This is a genomic window from Roseinatronobacter thiooxidans (genome assembly GCF_001870675.1).
In the GTDB taxonomy this organism is placed as follows: domain Bacteria; phylum Pseudomonadota; class Alphaproteobacteria; order Rhodobacterales; family Rhodobacteraceae; genus Roseinatronobacter; species Roseinatronobacter thiooxidans.
In genome coordinates, this window is the sequence record NZ_MEHT01000021.1 from 1 (window position 1) to 21,215 (window position 21,215).

18 protein-coding genes are annotated in these 21,215 nt (G+C 58.7%); 11 read left to right on the forward strand and 7 right to left on the reverse strand.

What is annotated here, in order from left to right; genetic code table 11:
* A partial coding sequence (locus BG455_RS10585; protein ID WP_071469980.1) for a DNA-binding protein occupies positions 1–635 on the forward strand: 635 nt, incomplete at its 5' end.
* Between the two features lie 144 nt (positions 636–779).
* On the opposite strand, the gene BG455_RS10590 is transcribed toward BG455_RS10585, so the two are convergent.
* Positions 780–1,085: a hypothetical protein gene (locus tag BG455_RS10590; protein WP_071469981.1), complete on the reverse strand. Its 306-nt coding sequence runs from the start codon at positions 1,083–1,085 to the stop codon at positions 780–782.
* A 798-nt stretch (positions 1,086–1,883) separates the two neighbouring features.
* Between BG455_RS10590 and BG455_RS17335 the strand changes: the two genes are divergently transcribed.
* The 4 genes from BG455_RS17335 to BG455_RS10615 all read left to right on the forward strand — a co-directional run bounded on the left by BG455_RS17335 (position 1,884) and on the right by BG455_RS10615 (position 6,757).
* Positions 1,884–2,702, forward strand: coding sequence for a HupA family protein (locus tag BG455_RS17335; RefSeq protein WP_071469983.1), 819 nt, complete (start codon positions 1,884–1,886; stop codon positions 2,700–2,702).
* A gap of 85 nt (positions 2,703–2,787) precedes the next feature.
* Entirely contained in the window at positions 2,788–4,059 is a 1,272-nt protein-coding gene (locus tag BG455_RS10605; RefSeq protein WP_084386269.1) for a surface lipoprotein assembly modifier, read from the forward strand.
* A 141-nt stretch (positions 4,060–4,200) separates the two neighbouring features.
* On the forward strand, positions 4,201–6,132 hold the full coding sequence (locus BG455_RS10610; RefSeq protein ID WP_071469985.1) for a sensor histidine kinase: 1,932 nt from the start codon (positions 4,201–4,203) through the stop codon (positions 6,130–6,132).
* The gene (locus tag BG455_RS10615) at positions 6,122–6,757 is read left to right on the forward strand and encodes a response regulator (RefSeq protein WP_071469986.1); all 636 of its coding nucleotides are present in this window, start codon (positions 6,122–6,124) and stop codon (positions 6,755–6,757) included. Before BG455_RS10610 ends, BG455_RS10615 begins: the two co-directional genes overlap by 11 nt.
* Before the next feature lie 200 nt (positions 6,758–6,957).
* Here BG455_RS10615 and BG455_RS17590 read toward each other — a convergent pair whose 3' ends face one another.
* The gene (locus tag BG455_RS17590) at positions 6,958–7,227 is read right to left on the reverse strand and encodes a hypothetical protein (RefSeq protein ID WP_245735528.1); all 270 of its coding nucleotides are present in this window, start codon (positions 7,225–7,227) and stop codon (positions 6,958–6,960) included.
* The gene (locus BG455_RS17595; protein ID WP_071469988.1) at positions 7,211–7,837 is read right to left on the reverse strand and encodes a phospholipase D-like domain-containing protein; all 627 of its coding nucleotides are present in this window, start codon (positions 7,835–7,837) and stop codon (positions 7,211–7,213) included. Before BG455_RS17595 ends, BG455_RS17590 begins: the two co-directional genes overlap by 17 nt.
* A gap of 601 nt (positions 7,838–8,438) precedes the next feature.
* Here BG455_RS17595 and BG455_RS10630 point away from each other — a divergent pair.
* The gene (locus BG455_RS10630) at positions 8,439–10,241 is read left to right on the forward strand and encodes a coiled-coil domain-containing protein (protein WP_071469989.1); all 1,803 of its coding nucleotides are present in this window, start codon (positions 8,439–8,441) and stop codon (positions 10,239–10,241) included.
* A gap of 84 nt (positions 10,242–10,325) precedes the next feature.
* Complete coding sequence (locus BG455_RS10635; protein WP_071469990.1) at positions 10,326–10,607, forward strand: hypothetical protein; 282 nt, start codon at positions 10,326–10,328, stop codon at positions 10,605–10,607.
* Positions 10,608–10,618: 11 nt separating this feature from the next.
* On the opposite strand, the gene BG455_RS10640 is transcribed toward BG455_RS10635, so the two are convergent.
* A complete protein-coding gene (locus BG455_RS10640) occupies positions 10,619–10,840 on the reverse strand; it encodes a hypothetical protein (protein ID WP_071469991.1) in 222 nt (73 codons plus the stop codon).
* On the opposite strand from BG455_RS10640, the gene BG455_RS10645 reads away from it, so the two are divergent.
* Positions 10,839–11,516: an NYN domain-containing protein gene (locus BG455_RS10645; protein ID WP_071469992.1), complete on the forward strand. Its 678-nt coding sequence runs from the start codon at positions 10,839–10,841 to the stop codon at positions 11,514–11,516. The two genes, BG455_RS10640 and BG455_RS10645, sit on opposite strands and share 2 nt — an antisense overlap.
* Before the next feature lie 41 nt (positions 11,517–11,557).
* On the opposite strand, the gene BG455_RS10650 is transcribed toward BG455_RS10645, so the two are convergent.
* The 3 genes from BG455_RS10650 to BG455_RS10660 are packed head-to-tail and all read right to left on the reverse strand — an operon-like array spanning position 11,558 to position 18,060.
* The gene (locus BG455_RS10650; protein ID WP_071469993.1) at positions 11,558–14,800 is read right to left on the reverse strand and encodes a type I restriction endonuclease subunit R; all 3,243 of its coding nucleotides are present in this window, start codon (positions 14,798–14,800) and stop codon (positions 11,558–11,560) included.
* A gap of 15 nt (positions 14,801–14,815) precedes the next feature.
* Positions 14,816–16,030 carry a restriction endonuclease subunit S gene (locus tag BG455_RS10655; RefSeq protein ID WP_071469994.1) on the reverse strand — a complete coding sequence of 405 codons (1,215 nt, stop codon included), beginning with the start codon at positions 16,028–16,030 and terminating at the stop codon, positions 14,816–14,818.
* Positions 16,027–18,060, reverse strand: coding sequence for a type I restriction-modification system subunit M (locus BG455_RS10660; RefSeq protein WP_071469995.1), 2,034 nt, complete (start codon positions 18,058–18,060; stop codon positions 16,027–16,029). The genes BG455_RS10655 and BG455_RS10660 overlap by 4 nt, the downstream gene beginning before the upstream one ends.
* A 459-nt stretch (positions 18,061–18,519) precedes the next feature.
* Between BG455_RS10660 and BG455_RS10665 the strand changes: the two genes are divergently transcribed.
* The 3 genes from BG455_RS10665 (at position 18,520) to BG455_RS10675 (ending at position 21,192) form a co-directional block, all read left to right on the forward strand.
* The gene (locus BG455_RS10665; RefSeq protein WP_071469996.1) at positions 18,520–18,768 is read left to right on the forward strand and encodes a FitA-like ribbon-helix-helix domain-containing protein; all 249 of its coding nucleotides are present in this window, start codon (positions 18,520–18,522) and stop codon (positions 18,766–18,768) included.
* Between the two features lie 2 nt (positions 18,769–18,770).
* A complete protein-coding gene (locus BG455_RS10670; protein ID WP_211307084.1) occupies positions 18,771–19,199 on the forward strand; it encodes a PIN domain-containing protein in 429 nt (142 codons plus the stop codon).
* Positions 19,200–19,371: 172 nt separating this feature from the next.
* Complete coding sequence (locus BG455_RS10675; RefSeq protein WP_071469997.1) at positions 19,372–21,192, forward strand: DUF262 domain-containing protein; 1,821 nt, start codon at positions 19,372–19,374, stop codon at positions 21,190–21,192.
* Positions 21,193–21,215: the final 23 nt, after the last annotated feature.

A 21,215-nucleotide genomic window follows, 5' to 3' on the forward strand; every position in this document is an offset into this window, starting at 1 on the left:
ATTATGAGATTTTGAGGATCGGGTCTATGCCACGCTCGCCATTGATTACCCCGGACGCCGTCGACCGCGCAGCCCAAGCGCTGGTCGCCCGCGGCCAGCCCGTCACCAATCAGGCCATTCACGCCCTTCTGGGCGGCGGATCGATGTCTACGCTGGTGCCCTTGGTCCGCGCCTGGAAAGAAGCGCAGAAAGAGCGCGCTGAACTGGATACGCTTGAAATCCCCGAGGAAGTGCTGGGGCATGCCCGCGATCTGGCGGGACGCATCTGGCGGGACGCGCTTGCAGAAGCGAGTGTCGCCTCGGACGCCCTGCGCCGCGAATACCGCGCCAGTCAGCAAAAAGCGGCAGAAACCCAATCCGAGCTGCTCGACACACTCAATCAGGCGGAAGTCCGGCATCAGGACCTGGAACGTGAAATCGCGGACTTGCGATCGCAGATCGATACGTTGCGCAGCGTCCATGACGCACAGGCGCTTGACCTGGCGCGGGCACAATCCACGATCGAGGCCCTAAAGGAAAAAGTCGCGATGCTGGAAGGGACCATCGCCAAAGCCGAGGCCCGCGCAGAGCGCGCCGAAGAACGCCTTGCCCTTGTCGCGCAGGGGAATGCAGGGACATCACCACGTCGTCCCTGACCCTGACCCGGACCCGGAAGGCGCGCGATGGCGGCAGCTCTCCGGCGGCAGTGCGCCGCCAATCTGCGTGCGCAGGGAAATCACAAGGGTGGGACTAGAGCGCGCAGGCGCGGCGGTCACTTACCCTTACTTTGGAAAACCGCATCAAAGCGGAAGCTTCCCCTGACGGGCGTCGCTCTCGAATTTGCCCTGCGCGCGTCGCTTCTTCGCGGGCGGCGTCTGGTCTTCAACCATGGGCGTAAGGCGCGCAAAGTGCCGGGCCCGGGCCTCCGCGGCAAGATTCTGAAAGTACTCATTTTGGTCCATGGGGATCCATACGTTCGCCCGAAACAGCCCTTGTGCCTTTTTGCGCGCGACCGAGCGGCGGGCGAATTCAGCGTGCTCCTCACGTTCAGCTCTGGTGCGACGACGTTTCGTCGGGATAGTTTGTGGTGTGGATTTCTTTGACATCGCGGCTCTTTCCTTGTCTTCCCCCACAGCGTCCGCGACCGCCGTGAAAGTACAAACCGCTGAATCTCCAACAAAGTGATCACGTCTGCGTGATAGCCGCAGCTGCATCGGCGCTCGCATCATCGCCCAAGTCAGCGCTGACCTGAGCGATGATCCAACCGGTGCGGGCGGAGACGTCGGCGCCCACCTCAGCGCTGAGGTCAATACTTACTTCAACGCTGAGACGAACATGGACGGTCTTGCCGACTGTTCTGCAAGGGCGCCGCGTGACGCGCAGGGCGGATTGCAGACTGACAGGGTCGCAGCATTGCATCTGCAGCAACTTGCGAAAGCGCTCAGTTGTCTAGCTGCGTTCAACTGTCATAAGTAAGCAAAATCAACGTTTGCAAATCGCCGGCTCCAGATAGGGGCCATCTGCGCGCCCTGTCCTGAGTTGAGCGTCGCAGACCAAACCAAGCTGCGGCGCAGTCGATAAGAAAACCTCGGGATTGAACCAGGTGTGCCATAAAACCTTCCAGCCACCGCTTGCCGTAACGCCATGTCGAAAGGCTTGTGTGCAAAAACCTGATTTACTCAAGCGTGATGCCTGCTCATCGAACTGTTTTCTACATTTCAATGTACTTGTGGGGATAATCTACCAAGTCCAACAATCCTTAACTGGCTGTTTGCTTCACGTTATTCCGCCAAAGAAACAGCTATTTGATGGCTCTAAAGATTCTTTATCCCCCGAACGGGCGATGCCGGACACGTGATCGATTGATAACGTGAAAAGGTTCAGAAAACCGAAGAGGGAAGAAAATGGATATCAAGAGGCCTGTGGCGCTTGGATTGGTTTTGCCACTTGTACTGGTACTTGCCGCTTGTGGCAGCAGCACCGGCGGCGGTAATGGCACCAATGGCGTAGAAAACGGCAGCGGTGGCAATGGTGGCGACGACAACGGCAGCGGTGGCAATGGTGGCGACGACAACGGCAGCGGTGGCAATGGTGGCGACGACAACGGCAGCGGTGGCAATGGTGGCGACGACAACGGCAGCGGTGGCAATGGTGGCGACGACAACGGCAGCGGCGCTCCCTATGACATATCAGACATTCCTGCGCAAGGCAGCTCGGAATTCAATGAACTGCCGACAGAAGGGCAGGCCCTGATCACCGAGTTCCTGGAACGCAACAGCGGAGAGCACTTCGATACCAGCGGCTTGTCAGGTACTGCAACCTATTCAGGTGCTGTGGGGATCGCTGTTGATGATGCCGCTGACGGTGAGACCGCATCAGCATTGCTTGGCGATATTGGATTAACGGCAAATTTTGACAACGACTCGATCACTGGCTTGCTGGACTCTTTCATCGCTTTCGGTGACGACGCACCGGAAGGCGGTCTTACCGTTGATGGCAGCCTCTCCTTCAGCAACGGGGTTATCACTGGCAGTACATTCTCGGCGACTAACCTCGGCGGTACGCTAAGTGCGATGGATGATTCAGGCACCTTCACCGGCGTTATCGAGGGGACATTCCTGACTGACGATGCTGGACAAGTTATCGGCATCCTGTCGGGCACTGTACAAGATGGTGAATTCATCGATGGCTTTGAAGGTATTTTCAGCGCAGATCGGGACTGAAGCATCCAAATTTTTTGACATGTGACACCTATTCGCAGCATCCAGAACGGGTGCTGCGCATCAATCACCAAGCCAGTAGAGCATCATGACATATCTGAAGTTGCGACACCTGCTGGGTGCCGGGTTGGCGATCCTGATACTACCTACTCTGGCAGTCGCACAGGATATGTCCGGAGCGTCGCCCGCTACGTCCCAAGCCCCCGCACAACAGGTTTCCCAGCAAGTGCTACTTCAAAGGGCCGTTCTGCAAGCCTGGGCCGAAGCATCCGGACATGTGCGCGCAGGCCGCCCCCGCGCCGCCATCCCGATTCTTGAGAGGCTTGTGACGCTGGCACCTGGCGAATATCGTTTCCGGCTTGAACTTGCCCGCGCGTATTATCTGGTGGAGGATGACGAAAAGGCCGCGTTCCATTTCGAACAATCCCTTGGTGCGGATCTGCCTGAAGCTACCCGCAATGCGGTTTTCCAGCATCAGGCACGTATTCGCGCGCGCAAGCGCTGGGAGGCGCAATTCAGCTTTTCCATTGCACCGGAAGCCAATCCAGCGCGCCGGACAGACGCGGAAACGATATCGATATTGAACGAAGAGTTCACACTGAACCAACAGGCCGAGGCAGCGACCGCCCTGCACGTGACCGGGCGGCTGACCTATCTGCCCCGTATCAGCCGAGATCTTAACGCAAGGGTGTCAGCGTCCCTTGACGCAAGATTGTTTGAAAACAGCGGCTTGAACGATATCCGCGCAGGCGGTGAAATCGGCTTGGTTGTCAACGCGGATGGGGGCCGCGCGGCTGGCTTCGGGCTGACGGCATCGCGACGCTGGATCAGCTCTGCCGCATATTCGCAAAGTTTCGGGGTGTATGGTACCTATGAGACGCGCATGAACGCCCGCACACGGTTGCGGTTTCGAGGCGATCTTGAGCGTATCCGTCATGACACCTTAAGCAACCGGGACGGAACACGTCGTAGGGCGCAGCTGAACCTTATCCATGTTCTGACCCCAACCTTCGGACTGCGTGGGGGCGCGTTTCTGACCCAGACCAAAGCCGTAAGCGCTGCCGAGAGCGGTGTGCAGGCGGGGCTGAGCCTTGGTGCGACCTATGTCTTTGATGGCGGGTTGATGACGGCAGTGGACCTTGGTCATATGCGTGAACGCCGCGGCGGGGTATCAAATCTGTTCCAGACAACCAGATCCGATAGAACTACATCGATCACTGTTGGAATGTTGCACCGTGAATTCGAGTTCACCGGTTATGCGCCCCGACTTGACATCTTGCTTGAACGGCGCAATTCTACGATTCCGTTATTTAATTTCAGGAATGCGCGTGTTTCAGTCGGGCTAACAAGAAGCTTTTGAGTGTCGCGTGGATGATCGCATGCAGGGCATGAAGTTAAAGGTTTGTTGTGGTTGAAACAGCGGGTGGAGTCGAGCGCGATGCTCACGAGATCGGGCTAATTTTTAATGGAAAAAAGTGTTAGATACTCGATATCGACATTTTTGTTTCTGTGTTTCGTTTTGGGCGCGACGAGTTTTCTAACTCTGGCCTATGACCCACATCGCAGTTCACCGCAGGTCATCACCCTAGATCATGCCGAAACTGTTGAATTTGTCATTCTGGACACTGGCGAGCACCTGCCCGCCCGCCATGGTGTAGTGCTTTCACAAGACTGGCGCAACGATGTGCCATTGGACGGGCGCGCCCCAACGGGGCTTGTGAGCGGGCAATATACAATGCCTTTCATTCTGACTGACGCGCCCACAGGCCCCAAATCCCTGCTGATCCCACGCGTCTCGCGGACTGTGAAGCTGATGCTCAACGGTGAACGCATCTACACCGAGTCAGAGCAGGATCCGAACCAGAGCTGGGAATGGTACACTCCGCGGCTGGTCGATCTGCCTGAAAGTTTGCTGCGTCAGGGCGAGAATATACTTACCGCCACCGTTGTTGCGTCTTTTTACAGCACTGCAGGTCTGTCGAAGATATTGCTAGGGCCAGATGCGGCTGTCGAGGCGGTGGCCAACCGGCTTAACTTCCTGCAAGCGCAATTGCCTCTATTTGCAAATCTGGCAACGCTGATCATGGCGATTCCTTTGCTGTTGATCTGGGCGCAGGGGCGAAGGGTCACAGTCCACCGACATTTCTCCAACTACGGATTTCTTGCGGCGGCGATGGTGGTCTTTGCCTTCCGGTCACTGCATGTCCATGCTGGCGAAGCACCGCTTCCCATTATGATCTGGGTTCCGCTCGTCGCCTCCAGCCTAGCTTGGGCCGTTGGGTTCTTTTCCGTCTTTCTGCTGCGACAATCTGGCGTGACCTGGAGACTGCCGGAAAGATTGATCATCTGGGCCGTCGTGGCGGGGACGGCAGTTCTGTTCCTGTTTCCGCAGAGCTATTTCGCCGAAAATCGAACGCTGCTTTTCTACGTTCCGATTGCGGTGGTCGGGGTCGCATGCATCGCTTTTGTATGTGTCAGGGCTGTCCTGCGCCCAGAACGCGACCAGACTCTGCTTGCGCTCGCGCTGCTGATGATTGTGCCACCGACAATCAACGATCTGTCTTGGATTGTGGGTGCGTTGCCGTTTGAAACGGTTCTCTTGCTTCCCGTGGCCATGCCAACGGTCCTGTTTGCCATATCGCTGACAGTCGCCAACAGCTACGCCCACGCATGGGTGCGCGCACAAGAGGCCAATGCCGAACTAAACCGACGCATAGAAGCAGCGCGCAAAGAACTGAGTCAGCAATATAAGGCACTTATCATCGCGGAACGTCGCGAAACCATTGCGTCTGAACGAGCACAGCTTGTCGAGGATCTTCATGATGGTGTCGGCAATCGTTTGTCGATGCTGCTTGCGCAATTCCAGGCGCAAAAATTGCCCGGCATCAAATCCCTGCGCGAATGCCTCGACGATCTGCGCATCGTGATGACCGCACGGGATGTCCGCACGGTGGGTGAAGCGCTGATCGATATATGTCATATGAATCGCACTACGGCAGAGGCGCTAGGCATTGATATATCGCTTGATTTCGTGCCCCAAGTGCGGGACTTACAGATGCCTCCGACGCAGATACTCAACATCTTGCGTATCGGACAGGAATCGCTGTCGAATGCAGTGCGCCACAGCGGGAGCCAAGAAATCAGAGTTCAGGGATTGCTCAGTGAAGCTGAAGGTTTCATCCTGCGTATTTCCGATATCGGTGCTGCGCGCGCGCGCGCAGCACCTGTGGAAAACCCAATCGGTCGGGGACTGGACACCATGCGCGCCCGCGCGGCCCGCCTTGGCGGACAGCTGACTGTCACGCAAGGTGAACGTGGCTGGACTGTCGAGTGCGTGATCCCTGTTGGGAGTTTCTCAACCACAAAAGAAGGTGTGACCGAGGCACGCCCTATAAGCCAGCTTGCGGTGGCAGAGGATCAGAATGAGCTATAGAGTTCTGGTGGTTGAGGACGATCTGGATTGGCAGTTGTATTTCCAGGATATCCTTTCCCAAGCGGCAGATTTTGAGGCAACAGCCCTTGCCGGAAGCGTGCGCGATGCCAAGCTTGTCATGCGCCGATATCGTTTTGACGCTGCGCTGATTGATGTGGGCCTGCCCGATGGTTCCGGTCTAGACGTGCTGACACAACTGTCCAAGTCGCAACCGGATGCCGAGGTGGCTATCTGCACGATTTTCGAGGATGAACGTACCGTGCTCGAAGCAATTCGCCGAGGTGCGTCTGGCTACATCCTGAAAGTGAATGCCGGGTCCAGTCTGGTCGAAATGCTGTCGCAAATGATGGCCGGCGGTGCGCCCATCAGCCCGAAGGTGGCGCGTTACATCCTGAATTCTCTCGCCGCACCTTCCGATGAACAGACCGAGCCTGTCGAATTGACGAAGCGTGAGAGCGATGTGCTAAACAGTATTTCTACCGGTCAGACGCTGAAACAGGCTGCTCGGTCTTTGGGAATTGCAGAGTCGACGGTTCGGACGCATGTGAAACGGATTTACTCTAAACTCGACGTAAACAGCCGCGGCGCGGCCCTGCTGGAAGCGTCACGACGTCGTATACTTTGATGCAAAAAACCCTCAGTTGGTCGCACTGCACGCGAGACGAAAGTTTGGATTGTAGAAGCGCATAGCTGGTTAGCACACCCGTCGAACGGCAATAGAAAGAGAGGCTGCTACACGTTGCTGCGTTAGGCTTGAATGGCCGTTTCGCGAAATTCTCGGCGACTGCCCAACCGTCGGCTTAGGGCCGTTCGCGTCCCCCTCCCTCACCCCTCGATCCCCAAACCAGGGCGAAGGTGTTCCGGCACCGGGACCAACAAACGCCAGGTCACCGTGATCGGCTTCTTGCCTTCCCAGTCCTCGAACACGGGTCGCCCGCAGTACAGGAACGGCGCTGCTTTCCCGTTGCGCAGCTTGCCGTTCCGGACGAAGAGGTGAAAGCGTGCCTGACTGTCGGCGCGTGATAGAATGCGTCTGATCGGGTAGTCGCGGCGGGTCTGGGGATGGGACCCGCGATCATCAAAGGCCCGTGTCACCACATTGGCAGTGCCTTCGGCAGTTCCATTCGACACCCTTGGTCAGCGCTGCTCGGGACAGGTTCGAGCTGCCGACAATCGTCGCGCCCTGCCGATCCGCCGCCCGGAAACGCCAAGTCTTGGGATGGAAACTGCCCGGGCCGGTTTCGAACACACGCACCTGCGCGCCGTCCAGGTCGGCCAGGCGATGGAGCGCGGCAGGTTCGGTGACGTCCATGTAATCGCCCACTACCACCCGTAGCCGCCCGCCCCGGTCGAGCAGGTCCCGGAACCAGGGCGCGATTCGCGGCACACCCGAGTCCATCGCGAAGGCCACCGCCAGATCGACGCTGTCCGCCGCATCGATGCCTTGCGCGATCAGCGGCAGCAGCGGATCGGCTGCTCCGATGGTCAGGCGCAGGGCCTGCGCGCCGCCCGGCCGCAGGTGGAAATGCCCGTGGTCCGTCGCCACCGCGAACCCCGCCGCCCCGGCGGCCAGCGCCTCCCCCAGCCGAGCCAGCAGCGTGAACTGTTCGGCCGCCGTCAGATCAGCCCAAGCCGCCACATGCCGCGGCGCGGCCAGTGGGCTGGGCGCGCGACAGATCGGGCAATCAGGGTGCGGGTCGGACAAAGAGCCTCCGGGAAACTCCCGCCAGGTTAAGGGTTTCCAAGATCATGTCCAGGTGGGTTGGTAATCGTTGCCGGGGCACCCCTGACCACCATGACGGCGATGAAGGTCGCGTGAAGAATGAGGGGCTAGCGTGTCGGAGTTTAGGGGCGCCGTGAGTGGGAAGGGAGCGGGCGTTTCGCAACGGCAACTCGGGCGGGCCATGCGGGCTGGGTGTGGAGGATGGCCGGCTCGGCCGGCCTCCGCGCCCGAGCTGGGCACACCTTAGCGGGACGAGCGGGCAGGGGGGCACACCATCAGCCGCATGCACAGAAGCGGCGGGCGCACCCAAAAAAGAACAAGAAAAACAAATGAAAGATGGGGTGCAACGGGTCCAGCAGGCTGCTGGTCGCAGCGATTGATCGGCCTTTGGGCCGGTCGAATCGCGAGAAGGGGTCGAGGGGGTATCCCCCTCGCGAACGAAGTTTTTGTGGTGTCGGGGGCCGCCCGACAGCGCAAAAACGATAGTGAGTAACAGACCGGACATTCCCGCAGATTTTTCGCTGCGCGTTTTCACGCCTCTCGCGGACACTTGGACCTGCGAAATCTGTTCCGGAAAATAATCATGTCCATCCATGCCCGTTTTGACAACCCCGAATCTTCCACCTGTCTGACGACCGCTCCGATTGTCCTGCGGTTTGCGTCGCTGTTCCCCCGGGACCTGAAGCGCCGGGAAATGCATGACAAACGAACCGGTGGTGATCTCACGCATGTCCGGACCGACCTGTCGCACCTCAACACCCAGCCGGTCGGGGAACCGGACTGGATCGAGCGCATCCATGCGGAGATCGCGGCCGCGATGGCGCATAACCACGAGGAAGAGATCGCCGCGCGGGAACGTAAGGGGCGCTTTCTTGAGGCCGAGCGGCTGCGGGAGCGCGGGCCTGTCGACCCGTGGAAATTCACCCGCGGAGGTCCCCTGCGCGAGGGGATCATCACGGTCAACAAGCTCTGGTTCGGCGGCACCGGACATGAAAACTGGGACCCTGAACGGGTGGGGGCGTTCAAGCGGCGCGTGAATGATTTTCTTCAGGAGCATTTCCCCGGCGGACAGCTCAGGGAGGTGAATATCGATGAGGATGAGGAGGCCTTGCACTTTCATTTCGCGATCGCCGTCTGGGTCGAAAAGGTCAGCCAGAATCGGGGACGACAGCGGCTTCTCCAGCCCTCTGCGAACCCCCTTCTGGCGAATTACGAACACGCCCAGGACATCGCCGGGGAGGCGTTCGTAGATATGGGAATCCACCGCGGCGAGCGCCGCGCTGCCGCCGCCCGCGCGGCCTTGGCCGCGGGACTGGAGGCCCCGTCGCCGCGTAAGCATGTGACGCCGTCGAAATGGCGTGAAGAGCAGCGCCGCAAGGCGCTGGCGGATCGCGACCGGATCCGGAAGAAAACCTGGGTCGAGGCCGCGCAGGTCCGGGCCGATGCCGGGTTGACCGCGAAATCGACGATGAAGAAGTCGCGCAAGCGCGCGATCAGGGAAGCGCAGGCGCAGAGACAACAGGCCGATCAGATTATGGTCGAGGCACAGATCGCGCTCAAGCGCGGGTATCTCGCAGAGGCGTTCCGGCGCGCTCACATCAAAAGCCTGGCTGAGAAAACCACTGAACTGGAGCGGCGCCGCTCCGAACAAGCGGCCCGAATCCGGGAGATGGAGACACGGGCCCTTGCGTTGCATCGGGAGAATGCGCAGGCCGCGGCGCGCGCGGAAGCTGCGCGGCAGGCGCAGGCCGATGCTGAAGCCGCGCGCATTGCGGAGGAGCGGCGGGCGAAAGAGGCTGCGCGCACGGCTGGAGCGCATGAGGCGCGCGCCGCCGATGCGCTCGCGCGTGTGGATGCGGTCAGGAATGGGTTGGTCGCTCTGAGTGAGGGCGTTAAGGCGCGTACCCTGCACGAAGGGGGCGCCGATGATTTGAAGCGGATGGCAGAGCCCGTTCGCGCCGCACATCCGGAGATCGCCCCCGCTGTGGCCGCCGCGCATTCCTTCTTGGGGTCGATCGATGCGGTCCAGCGGGACACCGCAGCTTTGGCGCGATCGGCGCTGACAGAGCGGACGGAGGCGATTAAGGAGATCGAGCAGGAGCGGTCTGTCGCCCGGTCGGACATTGCGGAGCAACGCGCGGAACTCGCGCGGGAAAAAGGGGCCCTCGACGAAATGAAGGCGAATCTGGCACTCAAATGGGCGGCAGCCGACCGCCTGCTGCGGGTTCTCCAGCCCCTGATCGAGAAGATGACATTGTGGCTGCGCCGTGCCGGACTTCCGGCCGAGCTGGCCGACGAGGGGAAGGATATCCTGCGGGACGCGCGTGAGGTGATCTCGACGTCGAAACCGGAGCCGAAACCAGAGGGCGAGGGGCCGGGAACCTGATGCGGTGCTATGGATCTGGCCCTCGATGTCGGCCAGCCCGCCATCGCTCGTGCGTTCTGGTCCACGCCCTGATAGGTGGTCAATATGTTTCGATTGTTTGACATGCTGGGCCGCTCGACCGCGATGCGCACGCTTGACGATGCACTTCGTGCAGCCGGTCTGCATCCGCTGCTTGTGCCGGAACCGGTCAAGCTGACCGTGATCCAGCTTCACAAGACGCATGCCGCGCCAGCCGCGCAGGGAGGGGGCATCACGGATGCGGCGCAACTACTGGCCTATTGTATCCTCAGAGCGTGTGAATGTATCGAGGACGCGAAAGAGCGCCCTCTGAAAACATTGGGTAAATTCCCGTCGGATCGCGTGTGACAGGGATTCTTTTACATCCTCTCAAGCATGAGCAGTTCGCTGACAGCAACAGCGTCGCCGAAGCCGGGCGCGCTGATGAGCGCGCAGAATTCGCGCTGGACGAAGGTGACAGTCTGGACGCGAAACTGATCTTGCTGGCTCTCCATGCCGGGCTGAGAAATTCGCATGTCGCCGAATTTTGGGCGCATTCCTGCAGTAACGGGATGAAAACCCCGAAAGACGGTGCGCGACATGACCCAGCCCGTGGCAGTTCTTGTGGACGGCGACAATATCAGCGGAAAGAACGGCGCGGCCATTCTTGGCATCGCCAAGGAGCACGGTGATCCGATTGTCGTGCGGGCCTATCTGGACGCGCGGCGGACTTCCGACTGGCACGGTGCCATCGGGTATCGGCTGGTCCATGCCGGGTCAGGCAAGAATGCATCCGATATCCTGTTGGCCATCGATGCGATGGACCTTGTGCATGCGAAAACGGCAACGCGCTTCATCATTGCGTCCTCTGATGGAGATTTCACGCATCTTGCGGTGCGATTGCGCGAGCTCGGTGCAAAGGTGATCGGAGTCGGTGAAGCGAAAGCGCCGCATATGTTCAGGGCCAGTTGTTCGAGCTTCGTCGAACTGGGCACGAAACCGACAGTGAACTTGGTGCCCAAAGCGCCGTCAGATATCGCAGATATGGACCTGAAAATCCGGGCCATGATTGCTGAACACAGCAAGAAGGGGGCTGGCATGCGCATTGCTGATCTCGCCCCGAAAATGCATGTGGCGCATGGGATCAAGATCAGTACATTGCCGGAAAAAACCTGGCGCAGCTACCTGAATGCACGGCCCGCTCTCTACGATCTTGATCCGCGCGGCCCCGAGGCGATGGTGAGGTTCCGGCCAGAAGGTTTTGCGGCTGCGGCATGACAGGGTCGTGCGCGTTCCCGCTGGGACCATTCAGCCGAACTTTAATGATGAAGCCCGCTGACGACTGTCGCGCCGATGTCAAATTGATGCATGAAATGCTGAAACACAGCATCGGTCTTTTCCGTCAGAATCTCACTGTCATATTTCGATGCCGGTAGGCCGGTCCTGTCATCATACAGCAAATCGTAGATTTCCTGGCGCAGGCCATCACGGGTGCTTTGTTTCTGGAAGATGTCTTGTACCTCTTCCATGCGCCGCCGAATTGCCTGAAGTACTGCGATCGAGGCGGATTTGATCTGCCGTGCTTCCTCTTTGCTCAGGTCTTCTTGCATCAGCAGGTCGAAAACCGGTTTCTCCTCCGGGGTGAGGCCAAGCGCGACGTGACTTTGCGATTCCGCTTCAAGATCGGCGGCAATACGAATGAGGGCCTCAAAGGTGGCCTCAATCGTGTTCTTGTCTTTCTCCTTGTTATAGTCAGTTATGATCTTGTCGAAGCGATCCTGAAAGTCCCCCAAGGTCGGATTGGCAGCGAGCATTTTGGCCAGGCGGTTCTCTAGGACAGTCCGCATATCCTGCACATCGCTCGCCTTGCGTTCGCTTTTGGCGAATTCCTTTCGAAGCAGGTCGAAATTGACTTTCGAGATATCGAAGACCTTGTCATCCTTGGCATCGGGCTGAATGTCGATGGCCTCGGCGACGATTTCGTTCAGCTTCTGGATGATCGCAGTCGTGTCGGCCTGCATCTTGTCGTCTTGAAGCGCGCTGTAGATGTAGTTGATCGCCTGATAGTCGCGCTTGTAAGCCTCCACCTTTGGGAAGGTCAGACAGGATTTGTATTTGCGAAAAACCGCGCGGGCACCGATCTCAAAACGCTTGCGAGTTTCGTCATTGGTGTTGATCAGTTCCTTCGCATCTCGCAGCGCCTTCAGCTTGTCGAAGCCCTCGGCGTCATGTAGGCGCTCCAGCCCAAACCCGTCTTTGCGCAGGCCTTCGCGAATGATGACAATGGCTTCGGCCAGTTCCTCGATCAGCTTTTCTTCAGGGTGCAGCGGATCGACTGTCGGTTGATCCTCGCCGGGCGCAAGCGGTCCAGACCCGCCGGTATGGCCCGCAAACGTGGCCAGCGCCTTGCGCAGGTTCTTCAGTATCCCGCAATAATCGACGATCAACCCATTGCTTTTCCCTTCCTTCACGCGGTTTGCCCGCGCGATCGCCTGCATTAAGGTGTGCGCCTGCAAGGGCTTGTCCAAGTAAAGCGTCGACAGGGATGGCACGTCGAACCCGGTCAGCCACATTGCACAGACGATAACAATGCGGAACGGGTGATCATCGCGCTTGAAGGCAGTTTCGACATCAAGGCGTTTCTCGACCTCGCGCCCGCCTACCTGCTCGGTGACAGTGAACCCGTCCTTCATCCGCTTGCGGTGCGGGATGATATCAAGGTTCCAGTCCTTGAACTTCTGCACCTCGCCCTGTTCATCGCTGACAACAACGGCCATCTGGGTTTCGCGCATCCAGGCAATCTGCTGGGCACTGAAGACGCGCTCCTGATCATCGGTCATGGCCGCAAGGTCGCGCTCAAGTTCCGTGATGCGGGCCTGCCAGGCCTCGGAGATGTAATCATACATCCGCACGGCAGTGACCTTGTCGATGGCCACGAACATGGCCTTGCCGTTTTCCCAGTTCGAGGAGAAATGCCACGCGAAATCCTGCGCGATATGCTTCAGGCGCGGCTCGGCCGTCACGACATGGTATTCGCGCCTCAAATCGTCGGCCAGTTTCGCGGCCACGTCCATGTCCTGAATTTCGGCCTCTGCAATGGCCTCGGCCAGTTTTTCGTTCAGACCATCTCCCGTCAGCTTCAGCTTGTCGCCGCGCGCATCATAATACAGCGGCAGGGTCGCCCCGTCCTCGATCGCATCCTGAAAGTCATAGGTGGACAGATACGCGCCGAACACCTGCTTGGTGATCTGGTCATTGGCGAATAGCGGCGTGCCGGTGAACCCGATGAACGCAGCATTGGGAAGCGCCTTGCGCATGTTCAGCGCCAGCGTGCCATATTGCGAGCGGTGCGCCTCATCCGTCACCACGATGATATTGTCGCGGTCGGAATAGATGCCCGCCTTGGCCTGATCGTCGGTGAACTTCTGGATCATCCCGAAGACCACCTTCTTCTGCTGGCCCAGCAACGCGCGCAATTCCTGTGCTGATCCGGCGCGGCAGGGGTCCTTGTCGTTATTGGCAAGGCCCACGCTGGCGAAAGTCTTGTAGATCTGGTTGTCCAGATCGGTGCGGTCGGTCAGCACCAGAAAGGTGTAATCGCCCCCCAGCCGCCGATGCACCTTCTGGGTGAACAACGCCATGGAAAACGACTTGCCGGACCCCTGCGTATGCCAGAACACGCCCAGCTTGCCGTCCAGCGCGCGGCGGTTCGCCACGGCCTCAACCGCGCGGTTCACGCCAAGGAATTGGTGGTTCTTGGCCAGTATCTTGGCGGGGCCATTCGCGGTGTCGGCGAACAGGATGAAATTCTCGAACAGGTCCATGAAGCGGCGTTTGTCGAAAACCACGCGCAGCAGCGCTTCCATGGGCAGCATGTCGCTGCGCTTGTCGCATTCATCCAGCTTCAGCCAATCGGCGAAATGCTCATAATCCGCGCTGATGGACCCCATCTTGGCCTCTTCGCCATTGGCCAGCACCACAAAGGCGTTGAAGTGGAACAGGTGCGGGACGGTGTCTTTGTAATCCGACAGGTTCTCGGCATAGGCGCGCCGCAGGTCGCGGTCGGGGCGCTTCAATTCGCAGAACATCAACGGCAGGCCATTGACGAAACCCACGATATCGGCGCGGCGGCGGTGGGCATAGCCGCGCACCCAGAGTTCGCGCACGGCGAGGAAGTCGTTATTCTCAACCGCATCGAAATCGAACACGCGCAGCCGTTCCGTGCGCTGTTCGCCGTTTTGGCGGAACTTCACCCGCACGCCGTCGCGGATCAGGGCGTATTTGTCCTGGTTGATGTGCAGCAGCGATTGAGAGCCGAAGATGTCGGTAATCTCGCGCAGCGCCTGCGCATAGGCCATGTCAGGCAGGCCGGGGTTCAGGCGCAGCAGCGCGTCCGACAAATAGCGCGTCAGCACCACATCCTTGTCGGATTTGCGGCCAAATGTGCCTTCAGGGCCAAACGTCTCGCGGTTCCACCCCATGGCCACGCGCCAGCCATGTTCAGCGGCGAGGTAATCGGCCATGGTTTTCTGGACAAGCTGATCTTCGGTGAAATCATTCATGGGCAAAGACTACACTTAAACGGGAATGCGTCCATCCATAAGACGCGGGAGGAGCAGGTCGCGGGCGCGGGAGAGTTGAGCGTTTTGGTCAAATAACTGCTGGCGCTGAGAGAATATCGGCTGGCAAAGCTCATGGAACTTGGCCATCACGGCATCGGTTGGCTTAATGACAAGCGCACGTTCAAAATCGTCCGCACGCACAGCCGGATAGCCAACACCAGTTGCGTGGTTTTCCAGATGCTTCACAAAGTCATCAGTCGTGACCGCGAGATACAGGAAGTAAGGCGACACAGTTTCAGCATGAAGAATTGTGAAGCCCGTCGAAAAGACATCCTCTGGCCGAGGCGCAGTTACAAGCGCATACGCGCGCAGGTTGGGTCGGACATTTGACCAGATGGTATCTCCATCTTCAGCAATCCGCCTTGCCCTGCCGGGTGCTTCCTCGGCGCTCATTTCCGTCGAATGATCGATGCGCCCTGTCGAAACCGATCCAATGTCGATGTAACGAAGTCGAGTTGGCAGCTTGCCTGCCTTGTGGCTCTTCTTGTTCGTGGAGCAAATCTCACCCAGCTTTGGCCTGCTCCACCCCTCCGGCAGGCCATCGACGAATTTTGTGGTCTCATGGCCGGGAAAGCGGAAATGGACGAACCATTCGCGGTAAAGCAGCCGCGCCGCCTGTTCCAACAACCCGATCCGCCGCCGGTTGTTCTCGATCAGGTCGTCATAGGCCGAGAGTATCCCCGCGATGCGCTGTTGGGTGGGGAGGTCGGGAAGCACGACCTCAATATTCTGAAGGTCTGAGCCCCGTATTCCTTTTACGTTTACTCCACTCACAATTGCGCGGATGCGGCCACGTCCACCAGGTGACTTGAACCAGTAAAACAGAAATCGAGGATCGAACACGTCTTGCCTGACGCGCACTCTGATGAGTGAGCTTTCGAAAGTTGTAGGTTCAGTGACGTTTGCGACAAGACTGCATTTGCCTGCGCCTTCGTCAACGAGAGAGCGACGACCGAAGAGTAGGTCCCCATCGCACAACCCCGACTTTGACAGTTCAGAGTCCGACATTTGCAGGCGTGCCATCTCTTGACCTGCAATAAAGTCATACCGGAAAAGCTCGCCCATATTGACGATCTTGGCCCCAGCGCCGTGAAACTCTTTCGGCTTGTATACACCGTTTCTGGATGCTTCGGCGTAGGCATCGCCAAATCTGATTGATTGCCAACTCATCCGAGCAACTCTTCAAAGTTCTTCGCGATCACCTCGGCCAGTTCCGCCGCCTCAAGGTTCAGCCCGTCCAGTTCCAGATGGATCTCGCGCAGCGCCTCTTCAAAGTCGAACCCGTCCTCCTCGACCTCTGGTGCGACGCCGACATAGCGCCCCGGTGTCAGGCTGTAGTCATTCGCGGCCAGTTCCGCGTGATCCACCAGCTTGACCAGCCCCTGCACATCGCGCAGCACGCCATCGGGGAAGCGCGACAGCAACCAATGCGCCTGCCCTTCGAAATAGCGGAACCGTTTCAGGCTGCCCGTCACCACCAGTTGCACCGCAGGATCGCCCGTCAGCGCCACCCGCGCCTCTGCCACCGCTGCCAACAGCCTTTTCCCCTCGGCCGGTTTTTCGCCCTTGGCCAGCAGCGCCTCTTGTGCCTTTTGCAGCAGCTTCGACATGCCGTCGATTTCCTTGATCAGCGCCTTCGCCGCATCACCCACCGGCTGCATGATGGCCAGATGGCCCTTCAGTGCGCCGATTTCATCCGGGGCCGCGACCAGCTTTGCCGCCGCATTGGCGAAGGCGTCACATTCCGCGCGCACGGCTGAAGTGGCGTCCGGCAGGGTGGCATCCGGCAGATGCGGGGCGTAATAGGCCACGCAAGCGTCAATCGCCGCCAGAAGGTCGGTGAACTCCGCCCCCGCAGCCTCTCCCCGTGCGGTTTCAAGATACTCCTGCACAAGGGCAGTGAAGCGGTCAGTCTGCCCGCGATAGAGCCATGTGATGGCCGTCAGGTTGCGCATCTGTTCGGGCGAGAAGTCGTAGACTTTGCGCGTGACCTTGCGGAACACATGCCGCGCATCCAGCATCAGCACCTTGTCGCGCAGGTGGTCGGGCTTGGCCTTGTCGAAGAACCACAGCTCGCATGGCACAGCGCGGGTGTAAAAGAAATTGCCCCGGATCGCGATCATGATGTCGACATCGCCGGTCTTGACCAGCGCCTGACGGACATCAGCCTCTTTCCCGCCCGCAGATGACGCCTGCGAGGACATGACGATCCCCGCGCGGCCACGGTCGGACAGATAGGAGTGGAAGAACGACATCCAGATATAGTTGCCGTTCGACACCTTGCCGCCCTTGTTGACGCCGGGCAGACCAAAGGACAGGCGCTTGTCACCCTTCATCTTCTCCGCGTCGATTTCATCCACGTTAAAGGGCGGATTGGCCATCACATAGTCAAAGGGCCCGTGATCCTTGTGGGGGTCCTCGTAATAGCTGATCGCCTTCTGGATATCCCCCTCCAGCCCGTGAACGGCGAGGTTCATCTTGGCCAGACGGATGGTGGTGGGGTTCTTTTCCATCCCGTAGAAGGTCAGTTGTTCATTCGGGTTGGCCTTTTGCATTTCCACGAAATGCGCCGACTGCACGAACATGCCGCCAGACCCACAGGCGGGGTCGATCACCTTGCCGCGTGTGGGTTCGATGACGTTGACGATGGTTTCGACTATGCTGACAGGGGTGAAGAATTCGCCGTTGTCATGGGCTTTCTGGTCGGCGAACTGGGTCAGGAAGTATTCGTAGATGCGCCCGAAGACATCGCCATCAGCGCGTTGCAGTGCCGGATCGTTAAAAATCCGCAGGACCTGGCGCAGGACATCGTCATCGAGTTCGGCATATTCTTGTTTGGGCAGCAGGCCCTTGAGGGTCTCATAATCCTCCTCGATGCTTTCCATGGCATTGATCAGGGCGGTCGCGGCGCTGTCGCCTTCGGGCAGGCTGACCAGCATGTCGAACTGCGCCTCGGGGCGCAGGTAGATGGACCCACGGCGCGAGAAGTCCTCTTTGGTCAGCGCGCGCACGACGCCGCGTCGGCTGGGCAGCGTGGGGATAATCTCGTCGCGGACCTTCAGGAAGCGGGAATAGGCGTGGCGCAGGAAAATCAGCCCCATGACGGGCATGAAGTATTCGTTGCTAGCGAAGTTCGAGTTGGCGCGAAGGGTGTCTGCCGAACCCCAGAGGCGTTTTTCGATATTGCTGATCTGCTCCAAGAAGCGCCCCTTTCAAAAATGCTTGGTTTGATCAGGTATAGCGCCCGAACGCGCCCGAAGGCCAGTGTGATGGGGGCGTTTCGTTTCGATTTCAGGCCTTTGGGGCTGTTCTTTGTGGGTTGGTTGACCATGGGAGTTTGGCTCCATGTCACGTGCCAGACCTCACCAGTCTCCAGCCGCTTGAAGTAATCGACGGTGGTTCCGTCCCAGTGATACGCGAAATGTCCCTTCGCTGGGTGACCTGGGCCGAGGTGACGGGCGCGGGGTTGCTGGGCGTCGATGGTGTGGCGCTGGGTCGACTATATGCCGCATGATTGGACGCGTGCGACGCGGCGATGCATGGTCTTAGCAATGCCGTTGATCCTCGGGAGTTTTCCACAATTGGATGATACGCCACAGAGGTCTTGGATTGATAGCACTGCAATCGCCGTCTATGCTTTATGACAGGATGGAGGATCGATGGCGAGCATCACAATACGGAGCCTAGATGACACAGTGAAGCGCCGTCTGCGCGTGCAGGCGGCGGAGCACGGTTGGTCGATGGCGGAAGGGACCTGTGAAATACCGCGCGAGGCTGTCAGACAGGAGAGGCCTCCCCGCAACCTCGCCCATGCGATCCGCGCTCGGATCGCGCTTATGGGCGGTGCAGAGCTTGAGCTTCTCGCGCATGATCCGATGCGTGATCTGCCCAGCTTCGGTTGCGCCTGACCATGATTATCATCGACACGAACGTCTTATCGGAGTTTCCACGCCCGGCCTTGGAGCCAAAGGTCGAGGCGTGGCTCGCGGCGCAAGACGGGCTCCACGTCTACCTGATCGCGATCTCAGAGGCGGAACAGCGCTACGGTGTGGCCATCATGGCCAAAGGCAGGCGTTGCGGTGGCCTGGCTCAAGCCATCGACTACATCATCCGGGAAGATGTGGCTGGGCGCGTCCGCGTCCTCGAGAGTGCCGCCGCGAGCGCTTTCGCCGATATCGCTGCCACTCGCCGCGCAGCTGGCCGACCCATCGCGCAGTCCGACTGTCCGATCGCAGCTATAGCGTGCGATCACGGCGCCTCGATCATCATTTGCAACACCGCTGACTTGAAAGTTGCGGCATTGAGTTGCTCGACCTCTGGACTGCCGCATGAACGCTAGATCGAACAGGCCATTTCCGAAATCGCCGAGCAGTCGTTCAATGCGACAGAATTCCCTTATGGCAGGGTCATGCCGAAAGCTCATTGTAATTGGACGGTCGTCGCCTTTTGGTTCCCAGTTGCATGTCGTGGGTTTCCCAACCCATAAATTCATAATTTGACGGAGAGCAGTTTTGCAGCCAAGCTACATCCCTATTTCCCAGGTTTTCAGCCAAGACCAGCGCTTTACTGTGCCGCTTTTTCAGCGGCCATATGTCTGGAATCGGGAGGAGCAGTGGGAGCCTTTGTGGGATGACGTGATAGGGGTTCTGGGCCGTTTGAAGGCACGAATTGGCGATGAGGTTGTCGCCAGCCATTTTCTTGGAACGATCGTACTCGAACAGAAGCCTACCGCGACAGGGAGCCTGCCTCGGCGTGAGGTTATCGACGGCCAGCAGAGGCTGACCACGCTCCAGATTCTTCTGAAGGCCGTAGAGCATGCGATCGATTCTAGTATCCGCTCTGGTGACGAGGTTGCCGACAAAGCAATCGAGCTGGCGAAGCGGCAGGTTGCCAAGTTGACGGCTAACGACGCTGTTGACGAGGAAATCTACAAGGTCTGGCCCACAAACGAGGATCGCGGCCCATTCAAGGAAGTAATGGATAGTCATGCCAAAAGCACCCCATCAGGCACTGGACGGATGGCAGATGCCTACGCCTTTTTTTATGATGCTGCGGAAACGTTCCTTCATTCAGGCGCTCCAGCGGAAATGGCGGGCATCCTATCAGAGGCGGTGCGAAACTACATGCGGCTCATCGTGTTGGACCTCGATCAGGGAGATGAGCCGCAGGCAATTTTTGAAACTCTGAATGCTCATGGTACGCCACTTCTGCCTGCAGATCTCATCAAGAACTGGTTGCTCTGGGAGGCCTCAAGACAAAAACAGAACGTTGGCACTCTCTATGAGGCTTATTGGCGCCTGTTTGATCGGGACCATGACTACTGGCGCGCCCGGGTTGGGGCGGGCCATGCGGCGCGGGCGCGAGTCGATACCTTTCTGCAGAATTGGCTTTCCAAAGAGACCGGTGAGGCAATCTCGGGCAAGCACCTCTATGACCGCTTCCTGCGTTATGCCGAAGGTCTACGCATGCGGGATGCCACCACCTTTCAGGTGAAGGATCTGATGGAGTCAATCCATGCCGACGCCCTTCGTTTTGTGAAGATAGATCAGCCGAAGGGTAATCGGCGCTTCGACCTCTTTCTGGAAAGACTGACACGCCTGGGGATCATCGTTTTTCACCCCCTGTTGCTCGAGGTCATGTCCCGCACCGAAGCGGATCCGGAGGACGCTGATGCCTTTGCGGATATTCTTGAAAGCTATCTCGTCCGCCGTTTGATCTGTGGTTCCCAGACAAGAAGCTATGGCGCTCTTTCCCTCTCGATTCTGAAGGCGATCAGGGCACATTGCGATCAACCAACAAGCATAGCTCTACGCGAGTTGTTGGGAGCGTTGCACGGCGCTGATGAATGGCCTTCGGACGAGGCTTTTCGCCGTAACTGGATAGGACGTCAGTTCTACGGCTACTTCAAGCGCGACCGGGTGCTTATGATCCTTCAGGCTTTAGAGCACAGGTATCAAAGCAGAAACGGGAAGGCCGAACCATTGATGTCGTTTGATTGGTCGCAATTGCAAATCGAGCACATCATGCCGCAAGGTTGGGAAAACCACTGGCCGCTGCCAGACGGTCTCACCGCTGAAGAACGAAAGGCCAATATTCAAGGGATCGGCAATCTGACTCTGGTTAGCAAGAGGCTTAACCCCAGTCTGTCGAATGCTCCGTGGTTTGATCTCGACGCAGAAAAACCAGGAAAGCGTAGCGGCTTGAACGCTCACACCATGCTGATGATAAACCGGAAATTGCTGGATGAGTGCAAGAGCGGCTGGTCTGATGATGCCATTGGTGCGCGAGCCGAGCGGTTGTTTCAGGACGCAAAGGACATATGGCGACGGTGAGAGGCAGTTCTTCCGGAAGAATC